Raw genomic sequence first — 13,283 nt, 5'->3', positions numbered from 1 at the left:
CATGGCCCCGACAACCGCGACGACCACGACCGAGCCTTCCTCCCCGGCCCGCGCAGCCGTATCCGAGACGCGCCGGGTCTTCGACTCCGGGGACACCCGGCCCCTGGCCGCCCGTGCGCGGCGGCTGCGGGCACTGCGGGCGCTGATCATCGAGAACGAGGCCGCGATCGAGGCCGCCCTCTGGAGCGACCTGCACAAGGGGTCCGGCGAGGCCCAGCTCACCGAGATCGGCGTGACCCTCGCGGAGATCGACCACACCCTGCGGCACCTGCGGCGCTGGGCCCGGTCCCGGCGCGGTCCGCTGCCCCTGGCGCTGCTGCCGGGCCGGGCGCGGCTGGTCCCCGAGCCGCTCGGCGTGGTGCTGGTGATCGCCCCGTGGAACTACCCGGTGCAGCTCCTGCTCGACCCGCTGGCCGGTGTGCTGGCGGCGGGCAACACGGCTGTCCTCAAGCCGAGCGAACTCGCGCCCGCCACCTCGGCGCTGGTCGCCCGGCTCGTGCCGCGCTACTTCCCCGACGGGGCCGTACGGGTCGTGGAGGGCGGGGTTCCGGAGACGACGGAGCTGCTGGCCCAGCGGTTCGACCACATCGTCTTCACCGGCAGCGGGACGGTCGGCCGGGTCGTGATGCGGGCGGCGGCCGAGCATCTGACGCCGGTCACGCTGGAGCTGGGCGGCAAGTCGCCGGTCTGGTTCGACGACGACCCCCACCTCCGCCAGGCGGCGCGGCGCATCGCCTGGGCCAAGTTCACCAACGCCGGCCAGACCTGCATCGCCCCGGACTACGTGATGACCACGCCCGACCGGGTTCCGGCGCTGGTGGACGCGCTCAAGGAGGCTGTCGCCGATCTGTGGGGCGCCGATCCCCGTACCGGTGACGACTACGGCCGGATCGTCAACGAGCGGCAGTTCGACCGGCTCGTCGGGCTGCTGGAGGGCACGGAGGTCGTGGTCGGTGGTGACCATGACCGGGCCGAGCGTTATATCGCCCCCTCCGTGGTGCTCGTCCCGTCCTCCGGCGAGGGCTCTTTGGCCGTCGGGCCCGACGCCGCCCACCCCGTGCTGCGGGACGAGATCTTCGGGCCCGTCCTGCCCATCGTCCCGGTCGCGTCGGCCGAGGAGGCCGTACGGGTGGTCAACGGCTGGGACAAGCCGCTCGCCCTGTACGTCTTCTCCTCCTCCGCCCGCACCCGCCACCTCTTCGAGCAGCGGACCTCATCCGGCGCGGTGGTCCACGGCGCCGGTCTCATCCACGCCGCCGCGACCGGGCTGCCCTTCGGCGGGGTCGGCGCCAGCGGCATCGGCGCGTACCACGGCGTCCACTCCTGGCGCGCCTTCAGCCACCTCAAGCCCGTCCTGCGCAAGCCGCTCGCCCCGGACACCCTGCGCCTGGCCCAGCCACCGTTCACCGACGGCCCCGCGCTGCGGCTGGTCCAGCGCATGATGCGGCGCGGGTGAGCCCTCCTCTCCTCTTCCCGTACCGCTTGGCCCAGCTCTCGAAAGGTGCGATGCATGCAGAACCATGAGCCCCTGGATGACACTTCGGCGTACGACGGTGATCCGGACGCCACCGTCGTCGTCGTGGGGGCCGGCTCTCCGGGCTGACCGCCGCCCGTGAACTGCACCGCCGCGGTGTCGACGTCCTCGTCCTGGAGTCCGCCGACCGGACCGGCGGGCGCGCGATGGCCGAGACGACGGCCCTGGGCTCCCGGCTCGACCTCGGCGGGCAGTGGATCGGCCACGACCACCACCGGATCATGGCCCTGGCGGCCGAGCTGGGCGCCACCCGCTACCCGATGCACACCGGAACGGCGCCCCAGGTGATCGACGGGGGCCGCAGGCTGCCGCTCGCCTCGCCGTCCGTGCTGCCCGCCGGGGCCGCCCTCGCCGGGGTCGGCGTGCTGTCACTGACCGGGACGCCGGAGCGGTGGAACGACACCACGGTCGACGCCTGCCTGCGCAAGGTGCCCGGACGCGTCTCGCGCCGGCTGCTCGAAGTGATCGCGTCGATCTCGTGGACGGCCGACCTCGACCGGTACTCCGTGCACGCGATGGCCCGCATGGTCCGGCAGCAGGGCGGGCTGCGGACCATCCTCTCCACCAGGTGCGGGGCCCAGGACTCGCTGCTCGTCGAGGGGGTGGGGACGCTCACCGACCGGCTGGCCGCCGAGCTGGGGGGCGCGCGTACGCACGGGGCACCGGGTGACCCGCCTCGTACGGGACGCGCACGGGGTCACCGTGCACACCGGGGCCGGTACGTTCCGGGCGGCGCGGAGCATCGTCACCGTACCGCCGCCGGTCGCGGCCCGGATCGAGCACCACCCGCCGCTCCCGGCCGACCGGGCCGCGCTGGAGCGGAACACGTACATGGGCTCCGTGTACAAGGCGTCGCGGTGTTCGAGCGGCCGTTCTGGCGGGACCGGGGGCGGGCCGAGTTCCTGGTGCTCGACTCCCCCGGGCGCGCGGTGTTCGACACCGGGTCGCCCGGCGGGCCGGGGCACCTGTGCACGCTCGTGGCCGGGCCCGAGGCGCGCGCCCTGGACGACCTGGACGCGGAGGAACGCCGACAGGTCCTGCTCGCCCCTCTGGTCCCGCACCTCGGGACGGGCGTGCTGAAACCGGTGAGCTGGCACGAGAAGGCGTGGCACCTCGACGAGCACGCGGGCGGTGGCTATGTCGTCCTGCCCGAGCCGGGAACCACCGAGGGCATCAGCCCTCTGCCCCACGCCCCGCTCGGGCCCGTGCACTGGACGGGCACGGAGACCGCCGACGAGCACGCGGGCTACCTGGAGGGCGCCATCGCAATCGGGGGTACGCGCGGGCCGGGAGGTGGCGGAGACCCTGGCCGCCGGGCGGACTCGGTGACCGGCCGTCGGCGTGGCCGGGATCCTGGCCGCCGCCCGGCCCCGGTGACCACCTGCCGGTGTGGCCGCATGCCTCGTACCACCGCCCCGGTGACCGGCCGTCAGCCGACCCGTGCGGCCCGCCGGTCGACCGGTGCGACCAGCGCCCTCAGTGCGCCCCCTCGTCCGCCAGGCAGAACTCATTCCCCTCAGGGTCCTGAAGAACCGTCCAGGTCAGGCCGTGCATGGAGTGCTCGCCCAGCACCGTCGCGCCCAGGCCCGTCAGGCGCTCCACGTCCGCCGGGCGGTCGGGGGAGGCGAAGTCGATGTGCACCCGGTTCTTGACGGTCTTGGGCTCGGGCACCCGCTGGAAGCCGAGGACCAGCGGGGTGGCGGGGACCACGACGAACTCGCCGTAGTCCTGCGTGCCGTCGACCCCGAGCGCCGTGGCCCACCAGGCGGCCAGCGTCTGGGGTCGGGGCAGTCGATCGTGATCATCTCCGGTGAGATTCGCATGGTCATCACCGTACGGGCCGCCACTGACAACGGGCCGGGAGCACGCGCTCACTCCCGGCCCGAGACCCTCCGAAGGCAGAGGCCATCCGAAGCGGAGGTCAGCCGAAGCGGAGGCCATCCGGAGGCGGAGGTCAGTCGAAGATCGGGCCCTGCGTGCGGGTCCGCTTGATCTCGTAGAAGCCGGGGATGGAGGCGACCAGCAGCGTGCCGTCCCAGAGCTTCGCCGCGTCCTCGCCCTTGGGGGCGGGGGTGACGACGGGTCCGAAGAAGGCGACCTGCTCGCCGTCCGCGCCCGGCACGGCGATGACCGGGGTGCCGACCTCCTGGCCGACCTTCTCGATGCCCTCCTTGTGGGAGGCGCGCAGCTCGGTGTCGTACGTGTCCTTGTCGGCGTACTCCACCAGGTCCTCGGGGAGGCCGATGTCCTTGAGCGCGCCGACGATAGCCTCGCGGGTGGGGCCCTCGCCGTTGTTGTGGAAGCGGGTGCCGAGGGCCGTGTAGAGCGGGCCGACGACGTCGTCACCGTGGAGCTGCTGGGCGGCGATGACGACCCTGACCGGGCCCCACGCCTTGTTCTCCAGCATGTCGCGGTACTCCTCGGGCAGCTCGTCCAGCTTGTCCTCGTTCAGGACGGCCAGGCTCATCACATGCCAGCGGACCTCGATGTCCCGGACCTTCTCGACCTCCAGGATCCAGCGCGAGGTCATCCACGCCCACGGGCAGAGCGGGTCGAACCAGAAGTCGGCCGGGGTCTTGCCGTTCGCGGGGGTGTTCTCGGACATCTCGCTCCTCAGAAAGGCCGGTTGCTGCTGTCGGGCAGAACGCCTCCGGGAGGTCCGCCATTCCCGGAGGGCTCCCCCGATGTCGTCCGGTGCGGCGGCACCGCATACCGGATACCGGTCGCCGGAGACGCGTGCAAGGATCAATGGGTTCGAACACGACACATGACGCGCGTCACGAAGGAGTGCCCGTGCCCGGTGAAAACCTGTCCCGCGACGAGGCCCAGCAGAGGGCCGAGCTGCTGACCGTCGACGGTTACGAGGTCCAGCTCGACCTGCGTTCCGCCGTCGACGGGCCCGAGGGGGCCGGCGGGGGCGCGGAGGGGGGCGACGGGGACGCCGGTCCGCGGACGTTCCGGTCGCTGACCACGATCCGGTTCCGCTCCGCCCGGGCCGGTGCCTCGACCTTCGCGGACCTGGTGGCGCCGGGCGTGGACGCCGTGACGCTGAACGGGAAGGCCCTGGACCCGACCGCCGTGTTCGACGGGGCCCGGGTGGCCCTGGACGGGCTGCTGGAGGGCGAGAACGTCCTCGTGGTCGACGCCCGGTGCGCGTACAGCAGGACCGGCGAGGGGATGCACCGCTTCGTCGACCCGGAGGACGGCGAGGTCTACCTCTACACGCAGTACGAACCGGCCGACGCCCGCCGGGTCTTCGCCAACTTCGAACAGCCGGACCTGAAGGCCCCCTACCGCTTCCAGGTGACCGCGCCGGAGGGCTGGCGGGTCTGGTCCAACGGGGCCGAGGAGTCGCAGGAGGGCGGGGTGTGGCGGTTCGCGGAGACCGAGCCCATCTCCACCTACATCACGGCCGTCGTCGCCGGTCCGTACCACTACGTGACCGACCACTACACCCGTACGTTCGACGACGGCACCACCCTGGAGATCCCCCTCGGCGCGATGTGCCGCAAGGGGCTCGCCAAGCACTTCGACGCGGACGACGTCTTCCTGGTCACCAAGCAGGGCCTGGACTTCTTCCACGACAACTTCGACTACCCGTACCCCTTCGGGAAGTACGACCAGGCGTTCGTGCCGGAGTACAACCTCGGGGCGATGGAGAACCCGGGCATGGTCACCTTCCGCGAGGAGTACATCTTCCGCGGCAAGGTCACCTCGGCCGCCTACGAGCGGCGCGCCAACGTCATCCTGCACGAGATGGCGCACATGTGGTTCGGCGACCTCGTCACCATGGAGTGGTGGGACGACCTGTGGCTGAAGGAGTCCTTCGCGGACTTCATGGGCTCCTTCTCGATGGTCGAGGCGACCCGCTTCACCAACGGCTGGATCACCTTCGCCAACAACCGCAAGGCGTGGGCCTACCGCGCGGACCAGCTGCCCTCCACCCACCCGATCACGGCCGACATCCGCGACCTGGAGGACGCCAAGCTGAACTTCGACGGCATCACGTACGCCAAGGGCGCCTCCGTCCTGAAGCAGCTGGTGGCGTACGTGGGGCGGGACGCCTTCCTGGAGGGCGCGCGGCGCTACTTCAAGCAGCACGCCTACGGCAACACGCGCCTGGGCGACCTGCTCTCCGTGCTGGCCGAGACCTCCGGGCGGGACATGACCGCCTGGTCGCGCTCCTGGCTCCAGACCGCGGGCGTCAACGCGCTCACCCCGGTGCCGACGTACGACGCGGCCGGGACGCTGACCGAGCTGGCCGTCGTCCAGGAGGCCGCCGCCTCCCACCCGGAGCTGCGCCCGCACCGGGTCGCCGTCGGCCTCTACCGGCGTACGCCGGAGGGCGAGCTGACCCGGTACGCCCGCGCCGAGGTGGACGTGGCCGGGGAGCGCACGGTGGTGAAGGAGCTGGCCGGGGCCGAGCGGCCCGACCTGATCCTGGTCAACGACGACGACCTCACGTACTGCAAGATCCGCTTCGACGAGGGGTCGCTCGCCACCCTCCGCGACCACCTGGGCTCCATCACCGACCCGCTGGCCCGCGCCCTGTGCTGGTCGGCCCTGTGGAACCTGACGCGGGACGCCCTGCTGCCCGCCCGCGACTTCGTCGCGCTGGTGCTGGCGCACGCCGGGCGCGAGAGCGACATCGGCGTCCTCCAGATGCTGCACGCCTGGGCGCAGTCGGCGCTGGTGAACTACGCCGCCCCCGCCTGGCGCGAGGAGGGCGGCCGGGCGCTGGCCGAGGGCGCGCTGCGCGAGCTGCGGCAGGCCGAGCCGGGCAGCCAGCACCAGCTGACCTGGGCCCGCTTCTTCGCGGCCGTCGCGGGCTCCGAGGCGGACTTCCGGCTGCTGGGCTCGCTGCTGGACGGCACGGCCCGGATCGACGGCCTGGAGGTCGACCAGGAGCTGCGCTGGGCCTTCCTCTCGCCGCTCGCCTCGCACGGGGCGGCGGACGAGGCGGCCATCGACGCCGAACTGGCCCGCGACGACACGGCGTCCGGCAAGCGCCACCACGTACGGTGCCTGGCCTCGCGCCCCTCGGAGGCGGTCAAGGCCCAGGCCTGGGCGGCGGTCGTGGAGTCGGACAAGCTCTCCAACGCCCTGGTCGAGGCGACGATCACCGGGTTCGAGCAGCCCTCGCAGCGGGAGCTGCTGGCTCCTTACGCGGACCGCTACTTCGCGGTGATCGAGCGGATCTGGGCCGAGCGGTCCATCCAGATCGGCATGCACGTGGTGCGGGGGCTCTTCCCCGCGCTCCAGGACAGCCCGGAGACCCTCGCGGCGACCGACGCCTGGCTGAGCGACCACGAGGACGCCGCTCCGGCGCTGCGCCGGCTCGTCCTGGAGGCACGGGACGACCTCGCGCGGGTGCTGCGCGGGCAGGAGTGCGACGCGCGGGCGTGAGCGGGGTCATTCCCCGTACGTACGTGAGCGGGGTCCCCGGCACGTGCGTGAGCGGGGTCGTCCCTCGTACGTGATCGGGGGCGGCCCCGGCAGGAGGGGGCGCGCGGGTCCGGAGTGTGCGCGGCGCGAAATCGGCGCTCGTACATCCGCCCGACGCGCCCCTCCGCATTCTTCGCGCGACGGTCCTTTTCGGTCCTCGAACGCCCGTACTTTAGGGGCGCGTTGTCCGGAATTGTCGACGGCTATGTAACAGGGGTTAGGGCAGCCCGGGTTGGCGGGAAATCATCAACCATGACCCAGAACACCCCGCTCTCCCCTTTGCCCCCGCTTTTCCCGCGCCCCGCGCACCCCTTCCAGGACGCGCCCCACCGCGTCCTGTCCGCCGCCCAGCTCCGCGCACGGGGTGTCTCCGCCGCGCAGACGTCGGCGCAGTGTCTGCCCGGCGGGCCCTGGCAGCCCCTGCTGCCGGGCGTCTATCTGCTGCACGCGGGCCCGCCCAGCGGCCAGGAGCGGCTGCACGGCGCCCTGTTGTACGCGGGGCGCCCGCCGGCCTCCTCCCGGCGTACGCCCCCGGAGCCCACGGACGACGGGTTCGGCGAGGCGATGGTGACCGGTCTGGCGGCGCTCGCGCTGCACGGTTTCGCCTCGGCGCCGGACCTGGAGGCGCTGCACCGCGTCGATGTCCTGGTGCCGCGGACCCGGCGGCTGCGCTCGACCCGGTACGTGGAGGTGGTGCGGGCCGCCGCACTGCCCCCGCCGGTACGGCTGGCCGGGGTGCCCGTCGCGCCGGTGGAGCGGGCGCTGGCCGACGCGGTGGCGGGGGCGGGCGACGCGGCGGACGTACGCCGGCTGCTGACCGAGGCCGTGCGGGCCGGGCACTGCGAACCGGGTGCCGTGGTGCGGGAGTTGAGTGCGGCGAAGGTGCTGGGGCGACCGGCGGTGGTGGGCGCCGTGGACGCGCTGCTGGCGGAGGGGCGCGCGGCGGCGGAAGGGCGGCTGTACGCGATGGTGCGCGAGCACGGGCTGCCCGAACCGCTGTGGAACGTGGAGCTGCGGCTGCCGGGCGGGCCGGAGCTGGGCGGGGTGGACGCGTACTGGCCGGATCTCGCCGTTGCCGTGGAACTGGACACCCGGGCACCCCGGTTCGGTGCGCCGGAACCGGAGCGGCGGGGTGGGAACCGGGGCGCGGGGCGCACGGAGGACCCGCAGTGGTCCGCGTACGCCGCCAAGCGGGAGCGGCTGGAGCGGCTCGGGATCACGGTCGTCCACCTCACCCCGCGGAAGCTGCGCGAGGCGACGGAGCAGCAGGCCACAGTGGTGCGCACGGCGCTGATGGCGGCGGGCGACCAGGAGCCCGCGGCCTATGTGATGGTGCTGCCGCGCTGAGCGGTCCGGACCGGTGGCGCCGGTTCCACTGGTCCGGACCACTGGGCCCGCGGTCCGGACCGCAAAGCCGGAATCCCTGATTCCAGCAGCCGCTTTGGCCTCATTCATCCCACGTGGCGCATCGTCCCCAGTGGCGGATCTGTGCCATGTACCTGACTCGTCTCCGTCAACTCTCCACAAACCTCTGTCATTTACGCCAGGCTGAGCGGTCATCCGGTACCGAATTCCGGACTCTCTCTTTCAATTACAGGGATGCTGATGACCAAGGAATCCCCCAGCTCCATATCCGGGACGAGACGCGCCGCACGCATCGCGGCCGCTGCCGGCCTGGCTGCCGCCCTCGCGGCGTCCGGTGCCGCGCCGGTGTTCGCCGTCGACGACCCGGCACCGGCACCCGTCAAACCGGCCGCCACGAGCGACCGGGGCGACAAGCTCGGCAAGGCCGACGCCGAAGTTCTGGCGAAGGCCGAGGCCAAGGGCGAGAAGAACATCACGATGATGATCGCCACCGCTCCGGGGGCGACCGAGCAGGTCACCGAGCAGCTGGACGCCGTGAAGGGCTCCGTGCTCGGCCAGACCTACGACAAGCTCGGCTACGTACGGGCGACGGTGCCGACCAGCACCGCCGGGGCCACCATCGAGGCGGCCTCCAAGCTCAAGTCCGTGCTCGGCATCGATCTCAAGCAGGAGATCAAGCTGGACGACCCGACGCCCTCGGGCGACCGGGCCGCGGGGGCCAAGCAGCTCAAGGCCACAGGCACGTACCCGGCACCGGGCAAGAAGACCCCGGCCGCCAACCCGTACAACCCGTCCTTCGAGACGGGCGCGGTCGACTTCGTGAAGAAGAACCCGAAGGCCGACGGCCGCGGGATCACCATCGGTGTCCTGGACTCCGGTGTCGACCTCGGCCACCCGGCGCTGAAGAAGACCACCACCGGCGAGCGCAAGATCGTCGACTGGGTCACCGCCACCGACCCGGTGTCCGACGGGGACGGCACCTGGCTGCAGATGTCGCAGACGGTCACCGGCCCGACCTTCACGGCGGCCGGCAAGACCTGGTCCGCCCCGGCGGGCAGCTACAAGTTCGCCACCTTCGCCGAGTCGGCCACCACCGGCGGCGACATGGCGGGCGACCTCAACCGCGACGGTGACACCACCGACGTCTGGGGCGTGCTGTACGACCCGGTCAAGGGCACCGTCCGGGTGGACCTGAACGAGAACGCGGACTTCTCCGACGACACGGCCCTCAAGCCGTACAAGGACAAGTTCCAGGTCGCGTACTTCGGCGAGGACGACCCGCGCACCAAGGTCGTCGAGCGCATCCCGTTCGTCGTCGAGACCCGTAAGAACGTGGTCTACAACGCGTCCGGCGCCAAGGCCGACTACGTCAACATCGGCGTGATCGAGGGCTCGCACGGCACGCACGTCGCGGGCATCACCGCGGCCAACGGCCTGTTCGGCGGCGAGATGAACGGTGCCGCCCCCGGCGCCAAGGTCGTCTCCTCGCGCGCCTGCACCTGGTCCGGCGGCTGCACCAACATCGCGCTGACCGAGGGCATGATCGACCTCGTCGTCAACCGCGGCGTCGACATCGTCAACATGTCGATCGGCGGCCTGCCGGCGCTGAACGACGGCAACAACGCCCGCGCCGAGCTGTACAAGCGCCTCGTCGACATCTACGGCGTCCAGCTCGTCATCTCCGCAGGCAACAGCGGTCCGGGCCTCAACACCATCGGTGACCCGGCCCTGGCCGACCACGTCATCTCGGTGGGCGCGTCGATCTCCAAGGAGACCTGGGCCGCGAACTACGGCTCCAACGTCACCAAGAAGTACGACATGCTCCCCTTCTCCTCGCGCGGCCCGCGTGAGGACGGCGGCTTCACGCCGACCATCGCGGCCCCGGGCGCGGCGATCAACACCACCCAGACCTGGTCCGAGGGCGGGCCGGTCAAGGAGGCGGGCTACGCCCTGCCGCCCGGCTACTCGATGCTCCAGGGCACCTCGATGGCCTCGCCGCAGGCCGCCGGCGCCGCGGCCCTGCTGCTCTCCGCCGCGAAGCAGAAGGGCCTGGAGCTGCCCCCGGCCGACCTCCGTGTTGCGCTGACCAGCTCCGCGTCGCACATCAAGGACGTGCCCGCGCACGTCCAGGGTTCGGGTCTGATCGACATCGTCGGTGCCTGGAAGCTCATCACCAAGAAGGGCAACCCGGCGCACGAGTACAAGGTGAAGGCCCCGGTCGACACCGCGATCGACTTCGCGCTCAAGGACCCGGGCTTCGGCACCGGCCTCTACGACCGCGAGGGCGGCCTCAAGGTCGGCGAGACGAAGGTCTACGAGATCACCGTCACCCGCACCACCGGTCCGGACCGCAACGTCCAGCACAAGCTGTCGTGGAAGAACAACGACGGCACCTTCAAGTTGAGCAGCCCCGAGTACGTCTCGCTGCCGCTCGACGTGCCGGTCAAGCTGAAGGTCACGGCGAAGGCCAAGAAGGCGGGCGTGCACAGCGCCATCCTGGAGCTGGACGACAAGAAGACCGTCGGGATCGACCACCAGGTCCTCTCCACCGTCGTCGTCGCGCACGAGCTGAACCACCCCGGCTACGCGTTCAAGAACTCGAGCTCGGTGCAGCGCAACGGCACCACCTCGTACTTCTTCAACGTGCCGGAGGGCGCCAAGACCCTCGAGGTCGCCCTCAGCGCGCTGCGCTCGGGCAGCCAGACCCGGTTCATCGCCCTGCACCCGTACGGGACGCCGGTCGACCCGACCTCCACGGTCAACTGCTACCCGAACTACGAGAACCCGGCCAACACCTGCCGCCCGGACGTGCGCTCCTACAAGGACCCGTACCCCGGCGTCTGGGAGATCGAGGTCGAGTCGCGCCGTACGTCGCCGCTGCTGGACAACCCGTTCAAGCTGGACGTCTCCGTCCTGGGCGCCTCCTTCGACCCGGCGGTGCAGACCATCGCCGAGGCGAAGGTCGGCACCCCGGCCGCGGTGAACTGGACGGTCACCAACGGCGCGGCAGCTCTTGAGGGCAAGCTCAAGGGCGGCTCGCTGGGCTCGGCCAAGGTCGACAAGCCGTCGATCTCCACCGGCCAGACCCGCCAGACCACCGTCACCATCGGTGCGGGCGTCGAGAAGCTCGACTTCGCCATCGGCGGTACGTCGGACGCCAACGCCGACCTCGATCTGTACGTCTTCCGGGGCGCCACCCAGGTCGGCAGCGGCACCACGGCCGGCTCCGAGGAGCGGGTCAGCCTGACCAACCCGGCCGCCGGTACGTACACGGTGATCGTCGAGGGCTACTCGGTTCCGTCCGGGTCGACCACGTACGACTACCGGGACGTGTACTACACGCCCTCGCTCGGCACCCTGAAGGTCGACGCGTCGAAGACCTACAGCCTGGCGAACGGCGCCTCGGCTCAGGTCGGCGCCGAGGTCGTGGTCGCCGGTGCGGCCCCCGAGGGACGTCAGTTCTTCGGTGAGGTCCAGCTCGTCAACGCGCGCGGCACCGCCGCGGGCACCGGCAGCGTCGTGATCGAGAAGGTCACGCCGTAACGGACACCGCACGAACGGCAGCGGGGCGGGCGCTCTCCACGAGCACCCGCCCCGCTGTACGTGTTCCCGCCCCGCTGCACGTGTTTCCCGGCCCGCTGTACGTGTTCATGGTCACACCCGGGGACGGCCGCCGCAGATGTTCCCCTTGGCACGCACGGCCGATGCAGATCCTGCGGTCCCCGCGCGGAGAGTCCGCAGGTCGGACAATGGATTGGACAAGCCGGGCCCGGTCATACGCATCATGGAGCGGCAAACGGGCCGCACAGCCGCACAGGTGTACAGAACAGAGGAGTCCTCGTGAAGGTCGGAATCGTCGGCGCCACCGGTCAGGTCGGCACAGTCATGCTCAGGATCCTGGCCGAGCGGAACTTCCCCGTCGACGAGCTGCGGCTCTTCGCCTCCGCCCGCTCCGCCGGTTCCACGATCGACTTCAAGGGCTCCGCCGTCACCGTCGAGGACGCCTCCACCGCCGACTACACCGGCCTGGACATCGTGCTGTTCTCCGCCGGTGGCGCGACCTCCAAGGCGCTGGCCGAGAAGGTCGCCTCCCAGGGTGCCGTCGTGATCGACAACTCCTCCGCCTGGCGCAAGGACCCCGAGGTCCCGCTCGTCGTCTCCGAGGTCAACCCGCACGCGGCCCGCGTACGCCCCAAGGGGATCATCGCCAACCCGAACTGCACCACGATGGCCGCCATGCCCGTGCTGCGCCCGCTGCACGAGGAGGCCGGTCTCGAAGCGCTGACCGTCGCCACCTACCAGGCCGTCTCCGGCTCGGGGCTCGCCGGGGTCTCCGAGCTGCACGGCCAGGCCTCCAAGGTCGTCGCCGACGCCGAGAAGCTGGTCCACGACGGCGAGGCCGTGGACTTCCCCGAGCCGGGCGTCTACAAGCGTCCGATCGCCTTCAACGTGCTGCCACTGGCGGGCTCGATCGTGGACGACGGCTCGTTCGAGACGGACGAGGAGCAGAAGCTCCGCAACGAGTCCCGCAAGATCCTGGAGATCCCCGGGCTGAAGGTCTCCGGCACCTGCGTCCGGGTCCCGGTCTTCTCCGGCCACTCGCTCCAGATCAACGCCCGCTTCGCCCGCCCGATCGGCGTCGAGCGCGCCTACGAGCTGCTGAAGGACGCCGAGGGCGTCGAGCTGTCCGAGATCCCGACCCCGCTCCAGGCGGCCGGCAAGGACGCCAGTTACGTGGGCCGCATCCGGGTCGACGAGACGGTGGACCACGGCCTCGCGCTCTTCGTCTCCAACGACAACCTCCGCAAGGGCGCGGCGCTCAACGCCGTGCAGATCGCGGAGCTGGTGGCGGCCGAGCTGAAGGGCTGACGCGCGGCCGTACACACCGCGGAAGGGGCGGTCACCAGTGTCTCCGGTGACCGCCCCTTCCGCATGCCGG

At 71.6% G+C, this 13,283-nt stretch carries 7 protein-coding genes and 4 pseudogenes; 8 read left to right on the top strand and 3 right to left on the bottom strand.

Features of this window, described 5'->3' with window-relative positions; translation table 11 throughout:
* Position 1: 1 nt before the first annotated feature.
* Both DJ476_RS23670 and DJ476_RS36110 read left to right on the top strand, forming a co-directional pair.
* Positions 2-1,456, top strand: coding sequence for an aldehyde dehydrogenase family protein (locus DJ476_RS23670; RefSeq protein ID WP_112491516.1), 1,455 nt, complete (start codon positions 2-4; stop codon positions 1,454-1,456).
* A gap of 143 nt (positions 1,457-1,599) precedes the next feature.
* Positions 1,600-1,818: pseudogene (locus DJ476_RS36110) on the top strand (FAD-dependent oxidoreductase); the annotation flags it as partial.
* Here DJ476_RS36110 and DJ476_RS35180 read toward each other — a convergent pair.
* The gene (locus DJ476_RS35180; protein WP_208853526.1) at positions 1,788-2,150 is read right to left on the bottom strand and encodes a hypothetical protein; all 363 of its coding nucleotides are present in this window, start codon (positions 2,148-2,150) and stop codon (positions 1,788-1,790) included. The pseudogene DJ476_RS36110 and the gene DJ476_RS35180 sit on opposite strands and share 31 nt — an antisense overlap.
* Before the next feature lie 35 nt (positions 2,151-2,185).
* On the opposite strand from DJ476_RS35180, the pseudogene DJ476_RS36105 reads away from it, so the two are divergent.
* Positions 2,186-2,374: pseudogene (locus DJ476_RS36105) on the top strand (FAD-dependent oxidoreductase); the annotation flags it as partial.
* 17 nt (positions 2,375-2,391) lie between these two features.
* Positions 2,392-2,742: pseudogene (locus DJ476_RS36100) on the top strand (FAD-dependent oxidoreductase); the annotation flags it as partial.
* A 268-nt stretch (positions 2,743-3,010) separates the two neighbouring features.
* Here the strand turns inward: DJ476_RS36100 and DJ476_RS23660 are convergent.
* A pseudogene (locus DJ476_RS23660) lies at positions 3,011-3,357 on the bottom strand (VOC family protein).
* Positions 3,358-3,488: 131 nt separating this feature from the next.
* Positions 3,489-4,139: a mycothiol-dependent nitroreductase Rv2466c family protein gene (locus DJ476_RS23655; protein WP_103418151.1), complete on the bottom strand. Its 651-nt coding sequence runs from the start codon at positions 4,137-4,139 to the stop codon at positions 3,489-3,491.
* Positions 4,140-4,327: 188 nt separating this feature from the next.
* On the opposite strand from DJ476_RS23655, the gene pepN reads away from it, so the two are divergent.
* The 4 genes from pepN (at position 4,328) to DJ476_RS23630 (ending at position 13,213) form a co-directional block, all read left to right on the top strand.
* On the top strand, positions 4,328-6,940 hold the full coding sequence (gene pepN / locus DJ476_RS23650) for an aminopeptidase N (protein ID WP_112491515.1): 2,613 nt from the start codon (positions 4,328-4,330) through the stop codon (positions 6,938-6,940).
* 291 nt (positions 6,941-7,231) lie between these two features.
* On the top strand, positions 7,232-8,326 hold the full coding sequence (locus tag DJ476_RS23645) for a hypothetical protein (protein WP_112491514.1): 1,095 nt from the start codon (positions 7,232-7,234) through the stop codon (positions 8,324-8,326).
* 252 nt (positions 8,327-8,578) lie between these two features.
* Positions 8,579-11,887, top strand: a complete 3,309-nt coding sequence (locus tag DJ476_RS23635; RefSeq protein ID WP_208853525.1) for a S8 family serine peptidase — start codon at positions 8,579-8,581, stop codon at positions 11,885-11,887.
* 297 nt (positions 11,888-12,184) lie between these two features.
* Positions 12,185-13,213: an aspartate-semialdehyde dehydrogenase gene (locus DJ476_RS23630; protein ID WP_112491512.1), complete on the top strand. Its 1,029-nt coding sequence runs from the start codon at positions 12,185-12,187 to the stop codon at positions 13,211-13,213.
* The last annotated feature ends 70 nt before the right edge of the window (positions 13,214-13,283 follow it).

Origin of the sequence: Streptomyces bacillaris, from assembly GCF_003268675.1 — a bacterium.
Lineage (GTDB): Bacteria > Actinomycetota > Actinomycetes > Streptomycetales > Streptomycetaceae > Streptomyces > Streptomyces bacillaris.
The sequence above is the reverse complement of the archived record's forward strand: the minus strand, read 5'-3'. Positions and strand labels throughout refer to the sequence as shown.